The organism is Brevundimonas sp. NPDC090276 (assembly GCF_044772165.1).
Classification (GTDB): Bacteria; Pseudomonadota; Alphaproteobacteria; order Caulobacterales; family Caulobacteraceae; genus Brevundimonas.
In genome coordinates this window covers 612,478-632,050 of the sequence record NZ_JBIVYK010000001.1, presented here as the reverse complement: position 1 = coordinate 632,050, position 19,573 = coordinate 612,478, and the positions used below count along the sequence as shown (strand labels likewise).

Sequence of the window (19,573 nt, the reverse complement as noted above, 5' to 3'; positions counted from 1 at the left end):
CCAGCGTGGTCGGCTTTTAGGGCCGCGCCTTCAGTTCGTCGCGGATCTCGGCCAGCAGGGCCTCGGTCGGCGTCGGCGCGGCGGCTTCAGCAGGTTGCTCGCGGCGCATCTTGTTGATGCCCTTGACCAGCAGGAAGACCACGAAGGCCACGATCAGGAACTGAATCAGGGTGTTGATGAAGGCGCCGTACTGGATGGCCACCTTCTCGACGGTCTCGGTCGCCGGATTTTCAGGCACCAGGACCCATTCCAGCTTGGAGAAGTCGACCTTGCCCAGCAGCAGGCCGATCGGCGGCATGATGACCTGATCGACCAGGCTGGTGACGATCTTGCCGAACGAGGCGCCGATGATGACGCCGACCGCCAGGTCGATGACATTGCCGCGCGCGGCGAATTCACGAAACTCGGTCAGCAGGCTCATTCAGTTCAGTCTTTCGTTCAGGCGTCGCCAGAAGCGTTCAGGCGCTCGCGAAGTTCCTTGCCGCTCTTGAAAAAGGGCACCGCCTTGGCGGGCACTTCCACAGTCTCGCCGGTGCGGGGGTTGCGGCCGACGCGCGCCGGACGGCTGCGCACCGAAAAGGCGCCGAAGCCGCGAAGCTCGACCCGTCCGCCGTCGGACAAGGCCTCCGTCATCTGCCCCAGGATGACGTTGACGACCCGTTCCACCTCGGCGTGCGTGAGGTGGATATTCTCGGCCGCCAGCTTCTCGATCAGTTCAGACTTGATCATTCAGGCCCCCGCCCGTGGCTGTTTCAGATGCAGTCGCTTCCGTTCAGGTCCGCACCCTAACCGCCTGACGCCACAGGAATAAAGAGGGCGCGTCAGATTAAGAGCGATTCTCAAAGGCTAGCCTCGCCATTGGTGAGGCTTCTGGCCCGAGGCGCAAGAAAAAAGGCGGCTGGATTGCTCCAGCCGCCCCATTTTCTGGTCGATTTGGACGATTAGTCCTTCGAACCGGCCTTCTCGCGAAGCGCGGCGCCCAGGATGTCACCCAGCGATGCGCCCGAGTCCGACGAACCGAACTGTTCGATGGCCTCGGCCTCGTCCTTCATTTCCAGCGCCTTGACAGACACCGAGACGCGGCGCGTGGCCTTGTCGATGCCCGTGATCATGGCGTCGACGCGATCGCCGACGGCGAAGCGTTCCGGACGTTGCTCGTTGCGGTCGCGCGACAGGTCCGACTTGCGGACGAAGGCCGTGACCGGCGCGTCGTCTTCACCGAACTTGACTTCGATGCCGCCGGTTTCAACCGCGGTCACCGTGACGGTGACTTGCTGGCCACGCTTGTAGACGTCGCCTTCCATCGGATCGCCGCCCAGTTGCTTGACGCCCAGCGAGACGCGTTCCTTCTCGATGTCGACGTCCAGCACCTTGGCCTTGATCGTTTCACCCTTGCGATAACGCTGGATGGCTTCTTCGCCCGACACGTTCCAGTCCAGGTCCGACAGGTGGACCATGCCGTCGATGTCGTTGTCCAGGCCGACGAACAGGCCGAACTCGGTAGCGTTCTTGACTTCGCCTTCGACGGTCGAACCGATCGGGTGAGCTTCGACGAAGGCTTCCCACGGGTTGTTCTGGGCTTGCTTCAGGCCCAGCGAGATACGGCGCTTGGCGCTGTCGACGTCCAGGACGATGACTTCCACTTCCTGCGAGGTGGAGACGATCTTGCCCGGGTGGACGTTCTTCTTGGTCCAGGACATTTCCGAAACGTGGACCAGGCCTTCGACGCCGGCTTCCAGCTCAACGAACGCACCGTAGTCGGTGATGTTCGTGATGCGGCCCGTGTACTTGGCGTTGACCGGGTACTTGGCTTCGACGCCGTCCCACGGATCCGACTGCAGCTGCTTCATGCCGAGCGAGATGCGCTGGGTGTCCGGGTTGATCTTGACGATCTGGACCTTGACGGTGTCGCCGACGGCCAGGACTTGCGACGGATGCGAGACGCGCTTCCACGACATGTCGGTGACGTGCAGCAGGCCGTCGATGCCGCCCAGGTCGACGAACGCACCGTAGTCGGTGATGTTCTTGACGACGCCTTCGCGGACTTCACCCTCTTGCAGCTGGCCGACCAGCTCCGTGCGCTGTTCAGCGCGGGCTTCTTCCAGGATGGCGCGACGCGAGACGACGATGTTGCCGCGCGGACGGTCCATTTTCAGGATGGCGAAGGGCTGTTCCTTGCCCATCAGCGGACCGACGTCGCGCACCGGGCGGATGTCGACTTGCGAGCCGGGCAGGAAGGCCGAGGCGCCACCCAGGTCGACGGTGAAGCCGCCCTTGACGCGACCGACGATGGCGCCGTTGACCGGCTGACCTTCGGCGAAGACGACTTCCAGACGGGTCCAGGCTTCTTCGCGGCGAGCCTTGTCGCGGCTGATGACAGCTTCACCCAGAGCGTTCTCGACGCGTTCCAGGTAGACTTCGACGTTGTCGCCGACCTTCGGGATGACGGCGCCTTCGCCGATGCCGAATTCGCGGGCCGGGATACGACCTTCGGTCTTCAGACCGACGTCGATGATGATGATGTCTTTCTCGATGCCGACGACGCGGCCGTGAACGACCTGGCCTTCGCCAAGGTCGCGACCCTGCAGTTGTTCGTCGAGCAGCGCGGCGAAATCGTCACGCGAGGGGTTATGGGTGTCGGTCATGTAGCTCTGGGGTTGAGGCGCGCGACCGGATGGTCCCGTGCGGGTGGATAAAGAGGAAAGGAAAAATCAGGTCGTCAGGACGCGAGGCCGGCGCAAGGGGCGCAAACAAATAAAGCCAGTACGCCCGCGGCAGCCGAGGTCAGGAGCGTTGGATTTGTCCGTCAGCCCTAGAGACCATACCGGACGCGCGCCGCCTCGACGATACGGCGGGCCGCATCGAAGGCGGCTTCTATACCCAGATCGGTCGTGTCCAGCAAGACCGCGTCGTCGGCCTGGACCATGGGGGCGGAATCCCGGCCCGAGTCCCGCTCGTCGCGCCGCCGGATGTCCTCCAGCATGTCATTGAAGGCGATGTCCTGGCCCCGCGCCGTCAGCTGTTTCCAGCGCCGCTCGGCGCGGACCTCGGGCGTGGCGGTGACATAGAGCTTGGCCGTGGCGTCCGGCGCGATGACCGTGCCGATGTCGCGCCCGTCCAGAACGGCGCCGCCGGGCCGGGCGGCGAAGTCCTGTTGCAGCTTCAGCAGGGCGGCGCGCACGCCCGGATGGCTGGCGACCCGACTGGCCGCCTCGCCCGCATGACGCTCGGTCAGGCGCGGATTGTCCGACAGGCCGGCGAGGTCCAGCGACAGGGCGGCCGCCTCGGCCGCAGCCGAGTCGTCCAGATCCTGCCCCGCGTCCAGCACCGCCAGACCGACGGCGCGATACAGCAGGCCGGTGTCCAGATGCGGCAGGCCGTAGTGCGTCGCCAGACGCGTGGCGATGGTGCCCTTGCCGGATGCGGCGGGGCCGTCGACGGCGATGACGAGCGCTTGGGTCAGGAGTTTGTCTTTCTTGTCACGTCACGAAGAGCGATCAGCAGGCAGAAGACGGCGAATCCGCCGCCGACCAGCACCGAGACCCCGTAGAAGCCGCTCAGGCCCCAGAAGACAAGCGGCTTGTCGCTGAGCGCGACATCCGGCCCCTTGCCGTGTAGCAGGATACCCACCTGCCAACTGCGCCACAGGAAGCGCGCGCCCTCCAGACTGCACCAGCCGATAAAGGCGGCGGCGAGGACGAACTGAAGCCAGGACCCGAGCCCGGACTTCTTGCCCGCTTCAGCCGCCTTCAAGACTGCTGCTGCCGACGTTGGGCCAGCCCCGCCGCCGTCATCGCAACCCCAAACACGCCCCCCATCAGGGTCATGATCCCATATCGCGCGATCAACGCGGCCCTAAATCCCTTGGGGTCAATCTCGCGGCTTTCGACACGGTTCCTGACGCGCACCTCCCCGTCCGAAGCGTCCCAAGCCCCGGCCATGACGGCGAGCAGAGCGGCGGCAAGCATGACAAGACCCCCGCGCAAGAGGTCAGGTGCCTTGTCCCCAACTGGCGTCATTCCGCGAGGATGTCCGCCCCCAGACCCTTCATCATCTCGACGAAGCCGGGGAAGCTGGTGGCGATCATTTCCGGGTCCAGCACCGAGACGGGCTGTTCGGCGGCGAGACCCAGGATCAGGTGGCTCATGGCGATGCGGTGATCATGGGCGGTGGCGACGGTCGCGCCGCCGTGCACAGGCCCGCCGGTGACGATAAAGCCCTCGGCCTCTTCTTCCACCGCGACGCCGCAGGCGCTCAGGCCGGCGACCATCAGGGCGATCCGGTCGCTCTCCTTGACCCGCATCTCGCCGATGCCGCGCATGATGGTGCGGCCTTCAGCATAGGCGGCGGTCGCGGCCAGGATCGGATATTCGTCGATCATGGAGGCGGCGCGGTCTTCCGGCACCGTCACGCCCTTGAGCGTCGAGTAGCGGGCCGTGATGTCGCCCACGTCCTCGCCGCCGCTCATACGACGGTTAGAGATGGTCAGGTCGGCGCCCATCTCGATCCAGGTATCGAACAGGCCGGTGCGCTGCGGGTTCAGCATGACGCCCTCGACCGTGACTTCCGACCCCGGAACGATCAGGGCCGCCGCCAGGGGGAAGGCCGCCGAGGACGGATCGCCCGGCACGGCCACGGCGGTTCCGGTCAGCGCCTGCCCGCCCTTCAGGCGAATGCGCCAGCCCTCGCCTTCCTCGGTCACGTCCACCACCGCGCCAAAGGCGCCCAGCATCCGCTCGGTGTGGTCGCGGCTCTTTTCCGGTTCGACCACGATGGTCTCGCCCGCCGCGTTCAGCCCGGCCAGCAGGATGGCCGACTTGATCTGGGCCGAGGCCACCGTCTGCACATATTCAATGCCCTTCAGACCGCCGCCGTGCAGGGTCAGGGGCACGCGGTCCTCGGCCGCGTTCCAGTCGAAGCGGGCGCCCATGTCGGCCAGGGGACCGGTGACGCGCTTCATCGGCCGTTTGCGCAGCGAGGCGTCGCCGTCGAAGGTGGCGCTCAGATCATAGCCGGCGGCGGCGCCCATCAGCAGGCGCACCCCGGTGCCGGCGTTGCCGCAGTCGATGACCGAGCCCGGCGTCCTGAATCCTCCTTGCCCCTCGACCCGCCAGCGGCCCTCGCCGATGCGTTCGACCTTGGCGCCGAAGGCCTCAACCGCGCGGGCGGTGGCCAGGATGTCGTCGCCTTCCAGCAGGCCCTCGATCTCGGTCACGCCCTCGGCCATACCGCCGAAGATGAGCGAGCGGTGCGACATGGATTTGTCGCCCGGCGCGCGAACGGCGCCCTTCAGGGATGCGGAAACAGGGCGCGCAGTAAGGGTCGAAGAGGCGGTCACCTGGCCAAAAACTCCGATTGTTCAGGAACAGCCGCGCTGAGCGGACAAGAAGGCTTTTGACAGCGGCCCCCTTGGGTGGCAAGGGAGCCGGCCTAATTCCGAAATTCAACTCCTGCCGAAGGTTATCCCGTGGCCAAACCCGAACTGGGCCAAAAGCAGGTCTGCCCGAACTGCCAGGCCAAATTCTACGATCTGAACCGTCGCCCGGCGCACTGCCCCAAGTGCGACGCCGAGTTCGATCCGCTTGAAGAAGCGCTGCGCAACCGCCGCGTCCGCGGCCGCGCCGGCCCCGGCTTCGCCGCCGACGACGAGGCCGAGGATCAGGTCGCCGACAAGTCGGCCGACGGCGACGACGAGGAAGAGGACGCCGAAGCCTCGACCCCCGAAATCGACGAGGAAGGCCACGAGCCGATCCTGACGCCCGACGATGACGACGACGCCGAACCCGGCGCTGACGACGCGGGCATGGGTTCGTCGGACGGCGACGATGACGACGCCCTGGGCGACGACGACGATGACTCGGTTCCCTTCATCGAAGACGAAGACGACGACAATCTCGACGACGACCTCGTCAAGCCGTCGCGCGACGACGACTGATACCAAGGGTCGGAAAAATAAGCGGAAAAAAAGTTGTCAGGGCGGCTTGATCTCTCAAAGGCCCTGACATAGTTTCCGCGCCTCGCTGGTGACGACAACGTCTCCGGCGAGGGCCGACCGAAAGGTTCGGGGCTTTAGCTCAGTTGGTAGAGCGCTTGCATGGCATGCAAGAGGTCAGCGGTTCGACTCCGCTAAGCTCCACCATTCGTCGATACATACCCAAGCCGCAAGGCGCGGGGCTTTAGCTCAGTTGGTAGAGCGCTTGCATGGCATGCAAGAGGTCAGCGGTTCGACTCCGCTAAGCTCCACCATCAAAGGCCTCGCGGAAGCCCCGCGGGGCCTTTGTCCTATCTGCTCTACGGTGATCCCGCATTAACCCTCCGGGGCCTACTGCCGACGGCAGTATGCGTTTCCAGACCTTTGCCGCCGCCCTCGTCCTGATCCTGCTTTCCGCCGCCTGGCTGACGCTGGACGACGACCGGGGCAAGACCGCCGCCTATGCGACCGCCCCGTCCCTGGCCCGCCCCCCTGCTGACGCCGATCTGTCGTGTCAGGTCGCCTATGTTCACGACGGCGACAGCCTGAGATGTCAGGACGGCATACGCATCCGCCTGCACGCGGTGGCCGCCCGCGAGAAGGACGAGACCTGCGCTCGCGGCCACCCCTGCCCGGCCGCCTCGGCCGCCGCCGCGACCCTGGCCCTCAAGCGCCTGACCGAAGGCCGGGACCTGGCCTGCCGCTCCATCGGCCGCAGCTATGACCGCGTGACCGCCATCTGCTGGACCCCGGAAGGGACCGAGGTGAATTGCGCCATGATCCGCAGCGGCACGACCGAGATCTGGCCCCGCTACGACCGGCAGACGCCGATCTGTGCCTGAGGGCGGCGCCGGACTGCCTTTTTCCAAAGATAGGGGGTATGGAAGCCGCCATATTCCCATTCAGAGGCATGATCCGCCCGTGAGCTCATCGCTGACCGCATCCTCCGCCGAGGACAAGACCAAGACCCGCGCCATCGTCCCCGTGTCGATGCAGGGCTATGACGCCGACTTCCAGGCCTTCGCCGACGCCCTGGGCGCCTCCTTCTCGCGCTACGGCTTCGCCGTGATCGCCGACCACGGCCTGGACCAGGGCCTGATCGACGCAGCCGTGACCGACGCCAAGGCCTTCTTCGCCCTGCCCGAGGACGTGAAGCGTCAGTACCACCAGCCGGGCACCGGCGGCGCGCGCGGCCTGACCCCCTTCGGCGTCGAAGCCGCCAAGGGCGCCGCCGCCGTGGACCTGAAGGAGTTCTGGCACACCGGCCGCGAGCTGCCGGAAGGCCACGCCTATCGCAAGTACATGCGCGACAACCTCTGGCCGACCGAGGTCGCGGGCTTCCGCGAGCACGTCTACGGCCTGTACGAGGGCCTCGACGAACTGGGCCGTCGCGTGCTGAAGGCCATCGCCCGCTATCTGAAGCTGGATGACGACTACTTCGAGGACAAGGTCCAGTTGGGCAACAGCGTGCTGCGCCTGCTGCACTACCCGCCGGTCCCGGCCGACGCCCCCGGCGTGCGCGCCGGCGCCCACGAAGACATCAATGTCATCACCCTGCTGCTGGGTGCCGAAGAGGCCGGCCTGCAGTTGAAGGACGCCGATGGCGAATGGCTGGACATCGCTCCGCCTCCCGGCGCCCTGGTGGTCAACATCGGCGACATGCTGCAGCGGCTGGTCAATCACGTCCTGCCGTCGACAACGCACCGCGTGGTCAATCCGGCCCCCGAGCGTCGCGGCTTCGCCCGCTATTCGACGCCCTTCTTCCTGCACTTCAACCCGGACTTCCCGATCGAGACCCTGCCCTCGACCATCACTCCGGAAAACCCGGACCGCTATGCGGGCAAGACCATCCTGGCCGAGGACTTCCTGACCGAGCGCCTCAAGGAGATCCGCCTGATCTGATCGATCGGCGCATCCCCGCAAAAAGAAAGGGCCGGCGGAGCAATCCGCCGGCCCTTTTTGCTGGTCCGCCTCTTTAGCGGGAGATGCGCAAGCGGGTGATGTCCTGGCCGATCTCGGCGAAGTTCTTGCTCAGGTCGTCGCCGGTCTTGGGCAGATAGGCGCGGTCTTCGCCCGAGGCGCAGCTCTTCAGAATGGCCGCTGCATTGGCGTCGTCGATCTGGAAACCGACCGTATAGACGATGACCCCGTCGGCCTTCATGTTGTTGCACAGTCGGGTCGCCTGGGCGAAGGGGTCGCCGTTCGTGGCGCTGCAGTCGATGTCGCCTGTGTTTACGCCCGAACAATGGGCCACGTTGAACTCGCCGTCGGTCATCAGGATGACGGACTTGATCGTTTCCGCGGCGTTCTTCGGTCCCGCGAACTGGGTCGGCCACAGGCTGTTGAACGACTCCGACACCGTGTACCAGCCCCAGGCCAGCCCGATCTGGCCCGCCGTGCCGCCAGTCGCCTTGAGCCCGTCGATCAGATCGGTCAGCGTCTTGCGATTGGACGTCAGCGGCTGGATCACCGAAGCTGGACAATCGCTGAGATCATATTTGCGGCCCACCGGGTTCGCGCCCGGCGACGCATTGGTATAGGCCGCGCCGCCGATCCGTTCAGAAACGCACTTCGTGATCTCGAACGAGGTCAGGCTGGAACTCGACCCCCTGCGGAAGATGCGCCATTCGCAACCGTCCTGCCCGCACCAGCCCTTGCCGGTGCCGCTCTTGTAGGCGCCGTAGCCCGCGCCGTTGACGCCGATCGAGTAGCTGTCGTTGGTGACGTGGCCGATTTCATAAGAGCCGTTGTTGATCTGGGTCATGCCGCCCACGTCGGTGATGCGCACCGTGGAGGGCCGCACCTTGCCGACCGCATCTGGATCTGTCGTGGTCGCGGGCATGCCGTGGTTGGGCGAGGTGATGACCACCGAACAGTCGGACACCAGGCATTTGCGAATAATGCCGCCGGAATAGGGTTGGATGTAGTTTTTGGTGCTCACCGTCGACCAGCTGGAGCCGTTGAAGCTCTCGATTGAGAAGCTGTCGTTGGTCTTGTTGGCGACCCGATAGGCCCGATTGTTGAGCTGGCTCATGCGCTCGGAATTCTTGCCGCTGTTGGCGACAATGTCGCTGATCCAGACAAAATCTCCGTTCTGGAACCCATGGGCGCTCGAGCTGACGACGCCCGTGTTCGCCCGGGTGATCGAACTGATCGATTTCTGGCTTCCAGTCGTCCAGGCCGCCCCGGTGATCGCCTTGGAGCCGGTCGGCGCGCCGCGGGCGTCCGTGACATAGCGCCCCATATTGACGCTGGTCGAATAGGGGATGATCGCCATGCGCGAATAGAAGCTCGACTGGTCGTCCTGGACCACGATGGTGACGAGTTGCTTGGCGGCCGCCTGCAGGGCTTGCAGCTTGGACTGTGGCGGGCAGTCGCGTCTGCAGTTGTCCATCGATCCGGTGATGTCCAGCACCAGGCCGACCTCGACGTTGCGCGACGAACGGTCGACCTGAGACTTGGTGGTGACCGGCAGATAGTCGTCTAGCAACTTGCCGTACGGCGGCAGGAAGATGTTGGCGACCAGCACCTTCACCTGCACGCGCGCCTCGGCCACGACCACCTTGTTGGCCAGCACGAAGCTGGCGTGGTCGCGGATGAGCTCGCCCTTCTCATTCACCTCGAAGTAGTCGGGCATGTTCGCCTTCAGCGCCGCCATGCCGATCGCGGTGATCGTGTCGGCGTCCGCCGCGCTGGAGCGCGCGGCGGCCAGGGCGGCGGCGTCCAGGGCGTCCTGCAGATTGGCCCGGACCTTCGAGGCCTGGTGGATGTCGATGGCCCCCAGGGTCATCATCAACAGCACCGGCAGGGCCAAACCGAACATCATGGCCACATTGCCGCGCGTGCCCTGGGCGAAACGCACGGCAAAGCCCCGCGTCGCGCGCGCCAGTCGGTTCACCCTGCTTGTCAGCCCGTTCGTCACCGTCTCGGCCCCTGAATTCCGCAGCGGACGCAAGCCCGCATTCTGGCGGATCGTGACGCGGTTCGGTTAAGGCTTGGCTCTATGCTGACGGTTAACGTCGCCTTAGCGGTCGACGCAGCGGTCCAGCCCGGCCTCGCGCACCGTGCCCATGGCGGCCTGGATGCGGCTGGCGCGGCGGCGGACATAGGGGCCGGGCGACGCCGCCTTGTAGCGGCGCGGGCTGGGCAGAATGGCGGCCAGGCGAGCGGCCTCGCGCGCGGTCAGGTTTTCGGCGCTCTTGCCGAACCAGTGCTGCGAGGCGGCCTCGGCGCCATAGACGCCCGGCGCCCACTCGGCGACGTTCAGATACATCTCCATGATCCGGCGCTTGCCCCAGACCCCTTCGATCAGGCCGGTGTAGCCGACCTCCAGCCCCTTGCGGACCCAGTCGCGGCTGGGCCAGAGGAAGACGTTCTTGGCGGTCTGCTGGCTGATGGTCGAGGCGCCGCGCCTCTTGTCCGAGCCGCGCTGCTCAGCCCGTTCATTGGCCTCCATCGCCTTCTGGATGGCCTCGACGTCGAAGCCATGGTGCTGGCAGAAGCGGGCGTCCTCGGCGGCGATCACCGCCTCGACCAGTCGCGGCGAGATGTGGTCCAGCGAGCGCCAGCGATAGTCCATGCCGTGACCCGCGACCGCCTGCTTGACCATCAGGATGGTGAAGAGGGGCGGCACGAAACGGTGCAACACCACCCCGCCGACCGGGATCAGGGCCAGGATCAGAAGCAGGGTCAGCAGCGGGCGCCGCTTGCGGGTCTTCGCACGGGTCATGACGCCATCCTGCCGGGCTCAAGCTTCAGCGCAAGCGCGATCTCAGAGCGAGACCACGCCGGTCTGACCGTCCTCGTCGGCCCAGGCGACACGCGCCGCGCCCGAACTCATGGCCAGGGCGACGATGGGCGCGCCCTTGTCCTTCTTGATGAAGTCCAGCCCCTGCCCCGCCGGGTCAGCCCACCAGACGCGGCCGTCCTCCAGACCCGCGGCCAGACGGCCGTGCGCGGGCGCAGCAGCGACCTGGGCGATCAGGGTGGATTCGTCGAAGCCGATCTCGGTCGCTTCGCGGCCCATCGGACCATTGGCGCCGATGAAGGGCCACAGCACCACGCCCTGGGCGCCGGCGGTGGCCAGAAGCTGGCCCTTGGCCAGGAAGGCGAAGCTCTTGATCTTGGACGGATAGCCGCCCATCCGCATGTTCTTCTGATCCTTCAGACGCCAGCCGTGCATCTGATTGTCCTGCATGGCGGTGACGACGAAGGCGCCGTCCGGCGAGAAGCCGACCGCCAGGTGCGAGCCCGCCCAGGCCATCTTGACCGGCTGCTGCTGCTCGATGCGCGCGTACCACAGCCAGGCCCCGCCATAGGTCGAGGTGGCGATGCGGCGGCCCTTGGGATCGAAGGCCACGCCCGAGACAGTACGCTCATGCTGGAAGTCGCGGCGGAAGGCGGCGTCCTTGCTGTCGATCACCGACAGGGTGCGCCCAGCCGAAAAGGCGATCAGGCCGCTCTCGGCCGAGGCGGCGATGGAGTCGATCCATTGCCCCTTGGCCGTTGCCAGCAGCACCGCCTCGCCCTCGCGGCTCCACACCACCTTGCCGTCGTCGCCGCCGGTGACGATGCCCTCACCCGAGGGGTGAACGGCTGCGCACAGGACGGCCCCGTCGTGGACCTCGCTGCGAGCGCCGTTCTCGAAGCGCACCGAGCCGTCGCCCAGGGCGAAGATCGCGCCCGTCTTGTCGAACAGGGCGGCGGTGACCTGGGCGTCGAAGGAGAAGGTCGGCATGTCGGCTCACGCAAGGCAGGGAAAGTCAGACGCCTCATAGCCTCCTGCGTCGCGTCTGTCGCCGGTCGGGCCTATAGAGACGTCCATGACCCTGCTGCTCATTCCCGGCTTCATGGCCGACGCCACCCTGTGGGACGCCCTGACCGACGACCTGGCCCCCTTCGGGCCCCTGGTCACCACCGACCTGAGCCGGGGCGAGAATATCGAGACCATGGCCGCCGCCATCCTGGCAGACGCGCCGGATCGCTTCGTCGCCGTTGGCTTTTCCATGGGCGGCTATGTGGCACGCGAACTGGCGCGCATCTCGCCCGAACGGGTGACGGCCCTGATCCTGATCGCCACCTCGGCGCGCGGCGACACCGACGAGCTGATCCGCCAGCGCCGCTCGGCGCTGAAGGCCGCGCCGAAGTCATTCAAAGGACTGAGCCGCCCGGCCATCGCCTCGTCCCTGCATCCCGATCTAGCGATCGACGAGGCGATGATCGCCCGCGTCCGCGACATGGGTCTGAGACTGGGCGGCGAGGTCTTCCACCGCCAGTCGGCCATGGCGCGCGCCGGCGACCTCGACCGGCTGGGCGATATTACCCAGCCGACCCTGATCGTGGCGGCGGACGCAGACCGCCTGCGCGGAGCGGACGAGGCCGAGGAGTTGCATCGGGGGATTGCGGGTTCGACCCTGGTTCACGTCGCGCACAGCGGCCACATGATCCCGCTGGAACAGCCGCAGGCGCTCGCAAAGGCGATGACGGACTGGCTGGCGAGCCTGCCCGTCACCTGATCCTCAGCTCTTGTGCGTCTCGACCCAGCGCTGGGTCATCAGCGCGCCCGAGGCATAGGCCTCCTGCAGTTCCACGCTCCAGTAGTTGAGCATGTCCAGCGGGATAGCCGCGCCCGAGACGGCGCAGCGCACATGGTCGCCGCCCTTGACGATCTCGAAGTCGGGCGTGCCGTAGATCAGCCTGGCCTCGACCCGCGCATGAGGCGGTGGGTTCATGCCGCGCAGGCCTCGAAGCCGGCCTTGAGCTCAGCCTCGTTCAGATCGCGGCCGATGAAGACGGCGCGGCTCCAGCGGCGTTCCTTGTCGCCCCAGGGCTTTTGCAGGTCGCCTTCCAGGATCATGTGCACGGCCTGGAAGACCAGGCGGCGGTCCTCGCCGTCCACGTCGATGATGCCCTTGGCGCGCAGGATGTTCTGACCCTGCTCGCCCAACAGCTTGTCCAGCCAGGCGGTGAACTTGGCGCCGTTCAGGGGGCGATCCAGCGTCAGGGAGATCCCCTTGATGTCATCGTTGTGGGCGTGGCCGCGCGGGCCATGCGCGTGATGGTCATGCCCGTGATCGTGGTCATGACCGCAGTGCTCGTCATGCACATGGTCATGATCGTGGTCGTGATGGTCGTGACCGCAATGCTCGTCGTGGACATGGCCCTCGGCCCCGTGGGGCGGGTTCACGAAGTCCGGCTTGACCTCAAGGATGCGCTCCAGATCGAAGGCGTGCAGGCCCAGCACCTGATCCAGCGGCACGTTCGACCGCTCGGCGCGGACGATGGGGGCCAGGGGGTTGAGGGCGCGCAGGCGGGCCTCGACGGCGGCCAGCTGGGCCTCGTCCACCAGGTCAATCTTGTTCAGGATGATGCGGTCGGCGAAGGCCACCTGCTCGCGGGCTTCCTTCGAGTCATCCAGACGCGCCATCACGTGCTTGGCGTCGACCAGGGCGGTCACGCTGTCGAGCTGGGTCTTGGCCTTCACCTCGTCGTCGACGAAGAAGGTCTGGGCCACCGGACCGGGGTCGGCCAGGCCGGTGGTCTCGACAATGATGGCGTCGAAGGCGGGCTTGCCGGGGCGCTGGCGCTTCATCAGGCCGTTGACCACCCGGATCAGGTCGCCGCGCACCGTGCAGCAGACGCAGCCGTTGTTCATCTCGAACACGTCCTCGTCGGCGCCGACCACCAGGTCGTTGTCGATGCCGATCTCGCCGAACTCGTTGACGATGACGGCGTAACGCTTGCCGTGGTCCTCGGTGAGGATGCGGTTCAGCAGGGTGGTCTTGCCGGCGCCGAGGTAGCCGGTGAGGACGGTGACGGGAGTCTTCTGGGTCATGGGCGGCTAGATGGCGGCTAGATGGACGGAAGGGAAGAGGCGCCGACCGCTTAACAGCTCGGGCAGTCCGGCAGGGCGCCGCTTTCCAGCTGGAAGGTGGTGTGGCCGATGTCGAAGCGGCTGCGCGCCACGGCCTGGGCCTCGGCCAGCAGGGCCTCGGCGTCGGGTCGATCGTGGACCAGATGCGCCGTCAGGGCCGTGTCCGTGGTCGACAGGCCCCAAACGTGCAGGTCGTGCACGGCACTGACGCCCGGCAGGGCCAGGAAGGCGGCGTTGATCTCGGCCACGTCCAGACCGTTGGGGGCGGCGTCCAGCGCCAGATTGACCGAGTCCTTCAGCAGGCCCCAGGTCCCGGCCATGATGACGGCGACGATCAGCAGGCTGACCACGGCGTCGATCACGGCCCAACCGGTCAGCAGGATCACCGCCCCGGCGACGACCACGCCCAGCGAGACCCCCGCGTCGGCCATCATGTGCAGATAGGCCCCGCGCACGTTCAGATCCTTGTGCTGGTCCTTCATGAACATCAGGGCCGTGCCCAGGTTGATGACGAAACCGATACCCGCCACGATCATGATGACGCCGGACGCCACCGGCGCGGGCTCGGCCAGACGGCGCATGGCCTCAAAGGCGATGGCCCCGCAGGCGAAGATCAGCAGCAGGGCGTTGCCCAGGGCCGCCAACACCGTCGCCTTGCCGAACCCATAGGTGCGCTTGGCCCCAGCCGCCCCGTGCCGTCCCTTGCGCGCCAGCCAGGCCGCGCCGCCGGCCATGGCCAGGCCCAGGACGTCCGACAGGTTGTGGCCCGCATCGGCCATCAGGGCCGCCGAATCGGCCCAAAGGCCAGCCCCGAACTCGCAGACCACGAAGGCCAGATTGACGATCAGGCCGACGGCGTAGCGCCAGTCGCCGGTATCCACCGGACCATGATGGTGGCCGCCGATACCGTGGGAATGGCCGTGCCCATGATCATGCGAATGATCGTGACCCGCATGGGAATGGTCGTCATGGTCGTGTGCGTGATCGTGCGCCATGGATTTTCTCTAGGCCCGCTTCCCGCACGGCGTCAACGACGCGGAACTTAAGTCATTGAATGTGAATATATAACCTAGCAGCACCCCAATGATCCGGCCTAGTGCTGATGAGTCATCACCAAGAAGCCGATCAGGATCAGGGCGATCCCCAGAATAGCGCCCTCATAGCGCGCCCAGCGCTCCAGCCGCAGGATGGAGTAGCCGGCGCTGGCCAGGGCGGCCAGCAGGGTCATGCCCAGCACGGTTCCTGCGGCGAAGGCGAGGGTCAGCAGGGCCAGGGCCATGACCCCCTCGGTCGCTGACGACAGATAGATGGGCAGCAGCACCTCGCCCGGCGTCACCGCCATCATCAGCACCAGACCCCAGAAGGCGGCGCGATCCGACACGGCCGGCTCGGGAACCTCGGCCTCGGGTCCGGTCGCCGTGATCGGCTTCTGCAAGGAAGCCCGAGCCAGATAGAAGGCGCCGAAGATAAAGAGCAGGGCCGCCGACAGATGCGGCAGCAGACCGCCGATCCAGGCGTTCAGCGCCAGCCCCGCCGCCACGATCAGCGACCCGACGATGGCCGTCGAGGCGATATGGGCCAGCCCCGCCGTCACCGCCACCGTGATGACCCGCATCAGACTCCAGCGCTGCGCGCGCCCGACCAGAACAAAGGGCAGCCAATGGGTCGGCAGGGCGGCGTGCAGGAAGGCCGCGACGAATCCCCCGCCCAGAAGCGAGATCAGTACGGGCTGCTGGAGATCGGGCGGCGACATTCCGGCCGCTATATCGTGTTACTTTGTAACGGTCGAGTGCCTGAGTGAGCGAATCTGCCGCGAATCCCCCTCCCACGCGGGCGTTCTTCCTATTGCGAAAGAGCGACAAATCAGGCCACACATCGGCTGCAACGCCGCCTGCACACGGGTTTTAGCCCCAAAGGCCGCCCTTTCGCGTTGACTCTGGCTCGCCCTTCCGTATATGTCGCCGCTCTTCGCCCGCAGGGTTTCCTGACGGGCGCATTCTTTTTTGCGTTCACGCTGAGGCTTCCAAATGTACGCGGTGATCAAGACCGGCGGAAAGCAGTACCGGGTTCAACCGGGCGATGTGATTGTTGTCGAGAAACTCGACGGCGACGCTGGCGCTGCCGTCAATTTCGGTGAAGTCCTCATGCTGGGCGGCGACAAGGGTGTTACGGTCGGCGCTCCGCTGATCGACGGCGCCGCTGTCGCAGCCACGCTGATCGAGACCCGCAAGGGCGAGAAGATCAAGATCTTCAAGAAGATCCGTCGTCAGGGCTATCGCCGCACGAACGGCCATCGCCAGATGGAAACCGTCCTGCGCATCACCGGCATCGAAGGCGCCGGCGAGAAGGCCAAATGGGACGGCAAGGTCGACCTGATGACCAAGGCCGAGATCAACGCTCGCGCCCGTGGCCTCGCCCCGCGCGTGGAAGCTGCTGAAGCTGCTCCGGCCAAGAAGGCTCCCGCCAAGAAAGCCGCCAAGGCTGAAGGCGCCGAAGCCTAAGATATTCACCGGCGCTGTCGCAGCGCCTAGCAGGACGAAGGTCGCGCTCAAGCAGCCCGCAAGGGCGGTAGCGCACCAAGGAAGAGGAGCAGCAAGATGGCTCACAAGAAATCCGGTGGTTCGTCGCGTAACGGTCGCGACTCCCATTCCAAGCGCCTTGGCGTGAAGAAGTACGGCGGCGAGAAGGTTCTGGCCGGCAACATCCTCGTGCGTCAGCGCGGTACCACCTTCCACCCCGGTGAAAACGTCGGCCTCGGCCGCGACCACACCCTGTTCGCCACCGCGACGGGCGCAGTGAAATTCACCACCAAACGTGGCGGCCGTTGTTACGTGTCGATTCTCGCGGCCAACGACGACGCTCAGGCTATGGCCGCCGAGTAACGCGAACTGGACCAAAATCCGGGATCGCGTTGCTCAAGAAGCCGCGATCCGGACCAGGGAAATTTTCCGCGGGGAGTCTGGATCACCAGGCTCCCCGTTTGCGTTTCCCCGCCTCGCTGACCGCCCGAGCCCTGATGAACAAGGACGGCGGTCGCACGAAAGGGGCGCGACCCATGTGCGTGATTGAAACTTCTCCCGTCGTCGAAACCCGGCGTCTCATCCTGCGTGCGCCGGGCGCCCAGGACGTCAGCCGAATCGCGGCCATGGCCAATGACCGCGACATCGCGCGCATGACCAAGCGCATGCCCCACCCCTTCCAGGTCGAGGATGCCGAGGACTTCGTCCTGCACGTCGCCTCCCAGGATCCCAAGCGCGCCAACACCTTCGTCATCGAGCACGAGGACCTGGGGCCCGTCGGGGTCATCGGCCTGTTCGAAGGCGAGGATGCCGTGCCCGAGGCCGGCTACTGGATCGGTCGCGACTTCTGGGGCCGCGGCTTTGCGACCGAGGCCCTGGAAGGCGCTCTGGTCTGGGCCTCGAAGCGGTGGAAGCGCCGCGCCCTGGTGGCCGGCCACTTCGCCGACAACCCCGCCTCCGGGCGCGTGCTGGAGAAGGCCGGCTTCCTCTATACGGGCGAAACCCGCCCTGCCTTCAGCCAGGCGCGCGGCCAGATCGCCGACACCCGGATGATGGTCTGGTTGGCCTGATAGAACGCTGATTTCACGGGAATTTCGGTCAACAGTGCAGTTTTTTCAGAGATCGGAAAAAAGGCTGTTGACCGCCCGGAAGGTCCCCCCTATTAGATCGCTCCTCGGCGGGGCGACCCACCGGGCCCAGATGGCGGAATTGGTAGACGCGCTGGCTTCAGGTGCCAGTGACTTAACGGTCGTGGAGGTTCGAGTCCTCTTCTGGGCACCATATTCTCAAACGGCGTCGCATCCGATCGGATGCGGCGCCGTTTGTCATTTCAGCCCCCTGCTTTCATCATCCATAACGGCGAAGGTTGGCGCTGCGTCCTAGCGATAGCGCGCGGTTCGTCTATGTTGTGCCCCTGAACGACGATCCGAGTTTCTGCCCATGACTGTCTACCTGCACGAAGGCGACCTGCCCGATGGCCTCGACCTCGGCCCCGAGGTCGCGATCGATTCCGAGACCATGGGCCTGCGCTTCCGTCGCGACCCGCTGTGCGTGGTGCAGCTGTCCTCGGGCAACGGCGACGCCCATGTCGTGCGCCTGAGCCGTCCCGACTATGACTGCCCCAACCTGAAGGCGCTGCTGGCCGATCCCAAGGTGCTGAAGCTCTTCCACTTCGGCCGCTTCGACATCGGCATGTTCGACCTGCACCTCGGCGTCGAGACCCGTCCGGTCTATTGCACCAAGATCGCCTCCAAGCTGGCCCGCACCTATACCGACCGTCACGGCCTGAAGGACGTGGCACGCGAACTGGCCGGGGTGGACATGTCCAAGGCGCAGCAAAGCTCGGACTGGGGCTCGCCCGTCCTGTCGCAGGCCCAACTGGACTACGCCGCATCCGACGTCCTCTATCTGCACGCCATCAAGGCGAAGCTGGACGTCATGCTGGAACGCGAAGGCCGCGCCGAGTTGGCCCGCGCCTGTTTCGATTTCCTGCCCACGCGTTCGCGTCTCGACCTGGCCGGTTGGGACGAGATCGACATCTTCGCGCACGCCTGAGGAAGACATGAGCGACCGCGACGCCCAGGAAGCGCGCAAGCGCGCCGACGAGGCCCGGGTCGCCCAGGCCGGCGAGCGCTGGCGCGCGCGCTCGCGCCGGGTCAAGCTGTACCGCCGCATCCTGCCCATCATCATCCTGATGCTGGCGGGCGGCGCCCTGACATGGACCGTGTTCCGCACCGTCATGTCCGGCGTCGAGCGCAAGGCCAGTGAAACGCGCGAGATCCGCCTGGACAACCCCATGTTCCACGGCCAGGACGCGCAAGGCCGGTCGTTCGTCATCGGGGCCCAGGGCGCCATCCGCGATCCGGCCACCGGCTATTTCCGCCTGGTCGGCCCCCTGCTCCGCCTGAACCTGGGCGGCCGCAAGGTGACGGAACTGACCGCCGACGGCGGCACCTATATCGAGACCAGCCGCAAGGTGGTGATCGGGCCAAACGTCAAGATCTCGGACGGCGGTTCCGGCTTCGTCCTGACCACGCCGGAAGCCGTGGTCGACACCAGTACGGGCGTGGTGACAGGCGACAAGGGCGTCCAGGGGCAAGGACCTCTTGGAACGATCAATGCTTCGTCCTATGCCATCTACGATCAAGGCCAACGGGTCGTCTTCAGCGGCCAGGGCGACAACAAGATAAGCGGCACCATCAAGCCCGCGGGATCCGACAGATGACCATGTCCAAGTCGAACACCATGATCGCAGGCGCCGCCCTGCTGCTGGCCCTGACGGTCCCCGCAGCCTCGGGGGCGCAAGTCCGCGCCGACGCCTCGAAGCAGCCGGTCCAGTACGGGGCCGACGGCGGCGAGTACACGCCCAACGGCTTTTCCCTGCGGGGCCGGGCCGAGTTGACCCAGGGCGGCAACCGTCTGCGCGCCGACGCCATCACCGGCGTCACGGCCAACGGCGACCTGAGCCGGGTCGAGGCGACGGGCAACGTCTATTTCGTCACCCCGGACCAGAGCATGCGCGGCGACCGCGCCGTCTACACCCTGAGCAACGCCGAGGTGGTGGTGACGGGAGACGTCATCCTGACCCAGGGCAAGAACGTTCTGACCGGCAACCGCCTCGTCTACAACGTCCGCACCGAGACCGCCCGCATGGAAGGCGGCAACGGTCGCGTGCAGGGCGTCTTCTATCCGCAAGGGAACTGACCCCGC

The 19,573-nt window shown here is 66.2% G+C and carries 24 protein-coding genes and 3 tRNA genes; 13 read left to right on the top strand and 14 right to left on the bottom strand.

The annotated features are described in order from the left end of the window. Positions 1-16 precede the first annotated feature (16 nt). The 7 genes from mscL to aroA form a co-directional block, all read right to left on the bottom strand. Positions 17-421: a large-conductance mechanosensitive channel protein MscL gene (gene mscL, locus ACIQTU_RS02980; RefSeq protein ID WP_400542081.1), complete on the bottom strand. Its 405-nt coding sequence runs from the start codon at positions 419-421 to the stop codon at positions 17-19. 17 nt (positions 422-438) lie between these two features. After that, a complete protein-coding gene (locus tag ACIQTU_RS02975) occupies positions 439-729 on the bottom strand; it encodes an integration host factor subunit beta (RefSeq protein ID WP_105562595.1) in 291 nt (96 codons plus the stop codon). A 212-nt stretch (positions 730-941) separates the two neighbouring features. Then, positions 942-2,645 carry a 30S ribosomal protein S1 gene (gene rpsA / locus ACIQTU_RS02970; RefSeq protein ID WP_400542077.1) on the bottom strand — a complete coding sequence of 568 codons (1,704 nt, stop codon included), beginning with the start codon at positions 2,643-2,645 and terminating at the stop codon, positions 942-944. A gap of 167 nt (positions 2,646-2,812) precedes the next feature. After that, the gene (cmk, locus tag ACIQTU_RS02965) at positions 2,813-3,463 is read right to left on the bottom strand and encodes a (d)CMP kinase (protein ID WP_400543748.1); all 651 of its coding nucleotides are present in this window, start codon (positions 3,461-3,463) and stop codon (positions 2,813-2,815) included. Further along, the gene (locus ACIQTU_RS02960; RefSeq protein ID WP_400542074.1) at positions 3,460-3,753 is read right to left on the bottom strand and encodes a hypothetical protein; all 294 of its coding nucleotides are present in this window, start codon (positions 3,751-3,753) and stop codon (positions 3,460-3,462) included. Before ACIQTU_RS02960 ends, cmk begins: the two co-directional genes overlap by 4 nt. After that, positions 3,750-3,968 carry a hypothetical protein gene (locus ACIQTU_RS02955; RefSeq protein WP_400542071.1) on the bottom strand — a complete coding sequence of 73 codons (219 nt, stop codon included), beginning with the start codon at positions 3,966-3,968 and terminating at the stop codon, positions 3,750-3,752. Before ACIQTU_RS02955 ends, ACIQTU_RS02960 begins: the two co-directional genes overlap by 4 nt. Before the next feature lie 47 nt (positions 3,969-4,015). Continuing rightward, positions 4,016-5,338 carry a 3-phosphoshikimate 1-carboxyvinyltransferase gene (aroA, locus tag ACIQTU_RS02950; protein WP_400542069.1) on the bottom strand — a complete coding sequence of 441 codons (1,323 nt, stop codon included), beginning with the start codon at positions 5,336-5,338 and terminating at the stop codon, positions 4,016-4,018. A gap of 129 nt (positions 5,339-5,467) precedes the next feature. On the opposite strand from aroA, the gene ACIQTU_RS02945 reads away from it, so the two are divergent. The 5 genes from ACIQTU_RS02945 (at position 5,468) to ACIQTU_RS02925 (ending at position 7,873) form a co-directional block, all read left to right on the top strand. Further along, positions 5,468-5,935 (top strand): TIGR02300 family protein, encoded by a 468-nt coding sequence (locus ACIQTU_RS02945; RefSeq protein WP_400542066.1) that lies wholly within the window; start codon positions 5,468-5,470, stop codon positions 5,933-5,935. A gap of 128 nt (positions 5,936-6,063) precedes the next feature. Then, a tRNA-Ala gene (locus tag ACIQTU_RS02940) sits at positions 6,064-6,139 on the top strand. Positions 6,140-6,170: 31 nt separating this feature from the next. After that, a tRNA-Ala gene (locus ACIQTU_RS02935) sits at positions 6,171-6,246 on the top strand. Between the two features lie 93 nt (positions 6,247-6,339). Beyond that, positions 6,340-6,813, top strand: a complete 474-nt coding sequence (locus ACIQTU_RS02930) for a thermonuclease family protein (RefSeq protein WP_400542064.1) — start codon at positions 6,340-6,342, stop codon at positions 6,811-6,813. A 148-nt stretch (positions 6,814-6,961) separates the two neighbouring features. Continuing rightward, positions 6,962-7,873, top strand: a complete 912-nt coding sequence (locus tag ACIQTU_RS02925) for an isopenicillin N synthase family dioxygenase (RefSeq protein WP_400543745.1) — start codon at positions 6,962-6,964, stop codon at positions 7,871-7,873. 73 nt (positions 7,874-7,946) lie between these two features. Here ACIQTU_RS02925 and ACIQTU_RS02920 read toward each other — a convergent pair whose 3' ends face one another. The 3 genes from ACIQTU_RS02920 to ACIQTU_RS02910 form a co-directional block, all read right to left on the bottom strand. Further along, positions 7,947-9,833 carry a pilus assembly protein TadG-related protein gene (locus tag ACIQTU_RS02920; RefSeq protein ID WP_400542062.1) on the bottom strand — a complete coding sequence of 629 codons (1,887 nt, stop codon included), beginning with the start codon at positions 9,831-9,833 and terminating at the stop codon, positions 7,947-7,949. A gap of 162 nt (positions 9,834-9,995) precedes the next feature. Further along, positions 9,996-10,700, bottom strand: coding sequence for a monofunctional biosynthetic peptidoglycan transglycosylase (gene mtgA, locus ACIQTU_RS02915; protein ID WP_400542059.1), 705 nt, complete (start codon positions 10,698-10,700; stop codon positions 9,996-9,998). Positions 10,701-10,742: 42 nt separating this feature from the next. Continuing rightward, positions 10,743-11,708, bottom strand: a complete 966-nt coding sequence (locus tag ACIQTU_RS02910) for a WD40 repeat domain-containing protein (RefSeq protein ID WP_400542057.1) — start codon at positions 11,706-11,708, stop codon at positions 10,743-10,745. A gap of 85 nt (positions 11,709-11,793) precedes the next feature. Between ACIQTU_RS02910 and ACIQTU_RS02905 the strand changes: the two genes are divergently transcribed. Beyond that, a complete protein-coding gene (locus ACIQTU_RS02905; protein ID WP_400542054.1) occupies positions 11,794-12,486 on the top strand; it encodes an alpha/beta fold hydrolase in 693 nt (230 codons plus the stop codon). Positions 12,487-12,489: 3 nt separating this feature from the next. Here ACIQTU_RS02905 and ACIQTU_RS02900 read toward each other — a convergent pair whose 3' ends face one another. The 4 genes from ACIQTU_RS02900 to ACIQTU_RS02885 all read right to left on the bottom strand — a co-directional run bounded on the left by ACIQTU_RS02900 (position 12,490) and on the right by ACIQTU_RS02885 (position 15,597). Further along, positions 12,490-12,702, bottom strand: a complete 213-nt coding sequence (locus ACIQTU_RS02900; RefSeq protein ID WP_400542051.1) for a DUF2093 domain-containing protein — start codon at positions 12,700-12,702, stop codon at positions 12,490-12,492. Next, positions 12,699-13,805 (bottom strand): CobW family GTP-binding protein, encoded by a 1,107-nt coding sequence (locus ACIQTU_RS02895; protein ID WP_400542048.1) that lies wholly within the window; start codon positions 13,803-13,805, stop codon positions 12,699-12,701. The genes ACIQTU_RS02900 and ACIQTU_RS02895 overlap by 4 nt, the downstream gene beginning before the upstream one ends. Before the next feature lie 50 nt (positions 13,806-13,855). Then, entirely contained in the window at positions 13,856-14,839 is a 984-nt protein-coding gene (locus tag ACIQTU_RS02890; protein WP_400542046.1) for a cation diffusion facilitator family transporter, read from the bottom strand. Between the two features lie 98 nt (positions 14,840-14,937). Next, positions 14,938-15,597: a hypothetical protein gene (locus ACIQTU_RS02885; protein ID WP_400542043.1), complete on the bottom strand. Its 660-nt coding sequence runs from the start codon at positions 15,595-15,597 to the stop codon at positions 14,938-14,940. 274 nt (positions 15,598-15,871) lie between these two features. Here ACIQTU_RS02885 and rplU point away from each other — a divergent pair, with 274 nt between their 5' ends. The 7 genes from rplU to ACIQTU_RS02850 all read left to right on the top strand — a co-directional run bounded on the left by rplU (position 15,872) and on the right by ACIQTU_RS02850 (position 19,567). Then, complete coding sequence (rplU, locus tag ACIQTU_RS02880) at positions 15,872-16,345, top strand: 50S ribosomal protein L21 (RefSeq protein WP_400542040.1); 474 nt, start codon at positions 15,872-15,874, stop codon at positions 16,343-16,345. A gap of 96 nt (positions 16,346-16,441) precedes the next feature. Then, the gene (gene rpmA, locus ACIQTU_RS02875) at positions 16,442-16,726 is read left to right on the top strand and encodes a 50S ribosomal protein L27 (protein ID WP_105562578.1); all 285 of its coding nucleotides are present in this window, start codon (positions 16,442-16,444) and stop codon (positions 16,724-16,726) included. Between the two features lie 173 nt (positions 16,727-16,899). After that, the gene (locus tag ACIQTU_RS02870) at positions 16,900-17,433 is read left to right on the top strand and encodes a GNAT family N-acetyltransferase (RefSeq protein WP_400542036.1); all 534 of its coding nucleotides are present in this window, start codon (positions 16,900-16,902) and stop codon (positions 17,431-17,433) included. A gap of 124 nt (positions 17,434-17,557) precedes the next feature. Next, a tRNA-Leu gene (locus ACIQTU_RS02865) sits at positions 17,558-17,644 on the top strand. A gap of 159 nt (positions 17,645-17,803) precedes the next feature. Beyond that, positions 17,804-18,418 carry a ribonuclease D gene (locus ACIQTU_RS02860; protein WP_400542033.1) on the top strand — a complete coding sequence of 205 codons (615 nt, stop codon included), beginning with the start codon at positions 17,804-17,806 and terminating at the stop codon, positions 18,416-18,418. 7 nt (positions 18,419-18,425) lie between these two features. After that, positions 18,426-19,088 (top strand): LPS export ABC transporter periplasmic protein LptC, encoded by a 663-nt coding sequence (lptC, locus tag ACIQTU_RS02855; protein ID WP_400542030.1) that lies wholly within the window; start codon positions 18,426-18,428, stop codon positions 19,086-19,088. Further along, positions 19,085-19,567 (top strand): LptA/OstA family protein, encoded by a 483-nt coding sequence (locus ACIQTU_RS02850; RefSeq protein WP_400542027.1) that lies wholly within the window; start codon positions 19,085-19,087, stop codon positions 19,565-19,567. The genes lptC and ACIQTU_RS02850 overlap by 4 nt, the downstream gene beginning before the upstream one ends. The last annotated feature ends 6 nt before the right edge of the window (positions 19,568-19,573 follow it).

Excerpts from the sequence above, each read along its gene's own strand:
- mscL (WP_400542081.1), bottom strand. The coding sequence starts at position 421 with ATGAGCCTGCTGACCGAGTTTCGTGAATTCGCCGCGCGCGGCAATGTC.
- ACIQTU_RS02975 (WP_105562595.1), bottom strand. The coding sequence starts at position 729 with ATGATCAAGTCTGAACTGATCGAGAAGCTGGCGGCCGAGAATATCCAC.
- rpsA (WP_400542077.1), bottom strand. The coding sequence starts at position 2,645 with ATGACCGACACCCATAACCCCTCGCGTGACGATTTCGCCGCGCTGCTC.
- ACIQTU_RS02955 (WP_400542071.1), bottom strand. The coding sequence starts at position 3,968 with ATGCTTGCCGCCGCTCTGCTCGCCGTCATGGCCGGGGCTTGGGACGCT.
- ACIQTU_RS02930 (WP_400542064.1), top strand. The coding sequence starts at position 6,340 with ATGCGTTTCCAGACCTTTGCCGCCGCCCTCGTCCTGATCCTGCTTTCC.
- ACIQTU_RS02925 (WP_400543745.1), top strand. The coding sequence starts at position 6,962 with ATGCAGGGCTATGACGCCGACTTCCAGGCCTTCGCCGACGCCCTGGGC.
- mtgA (WP_400542059.1), bottom strand. The coding sequence starts at position 10,700 with ATGACCCGTGCGAAGACCCGCAAGCGGCGCCCGCTGCTGACCCTGCTT.
- ACIQTU_RS02910 (WP_400542057.1), bottom strand. The coding sequence starts at position 11,708 with ATGCCGACCTTCTCCTTCGACGCCCAGGTCACCGCCGCCCTGTTCGAC.
- ACIQTU_RS02905 (WP_400542054.1), top strand. The coding sequence starts at position 11,794 with ATGACCCTGCTGCTCATTCCCGGCTTCATGGCCGACGCCACCCTGTGG.
- ACIQTU_RS02900 (WP_400542051.1), bottom strand. The coding sequence starts at position 12,702 with ATGAACCCACCGCCTCATGCGCGGGTCGAGGCCAGGCTGATCTACGGC.
- ACIQTU_RS02895 (WP_400542048.1), bottom strand. The coding sequence starts at position 13,805 with ATGACCCAGAAGACTCCCGTCACCGTCCTCACCGGCTACCTCGGCGCC.
- ACIQTU_RS02890 (WP_400542046.1), bottom strand. The coding sequence starts at position 14,839 with ATGGCGCACGATCACGCACACGACCATGACGACCATTCCCATGCGGGT.
- ACIQTU_RS02885 (WP_400542043.1), bottom strand. The coding sequence starts at position 15,597 with ATGTCGCCGCCCGATCTCCAGCAGCCCGTACTGATCTCGCTTCTGGGC.
- rplU (WP_400542040.1), top strand. The coding sequence starts at position 15,872 with ATGTACGCGGTGATCAAGACCGGCGGAAAGCAGTACCGGGTTCAACCG.
- rpmA (WP_105562578.1), top strand. The coding sequence starts at position 16,442 with ATGGCTCACAAGAAATCCGGTGGTTCGTCGCGTAACGGTCGCGACTCC.
- ACIQTU_RS02870 (WP_400542036.1), top strand. The coding sequence starts at position 16,900 with ATGTGCGTGATTGAAACTTCTCCCGTCGTCGAAACCCGGCGTCTCATC.
- ACIQTU_RS02860 (WP_400542033.1), top strand. The coding sequence starts at position 17,804 with ATGACTGTCTACCTGCACGAAGGCGACCTGCCCGATGGCCTCGACCTC.
- lptC (WP_400542030.1), top strand. The coding sequence starts at position 18,426 with ATGAGCGACCGCGACGCCCAGGAAGCGCGCAAGCGCGCCGACGAGGCC.
- ACIQTU_RS02850 (WP_400542027.1), top strand. The coding sequence starts at position 19,085 with ATGACCATGTCCAAGTCGAACACCATGATCGCAGGCGCCGCCCTGCTG.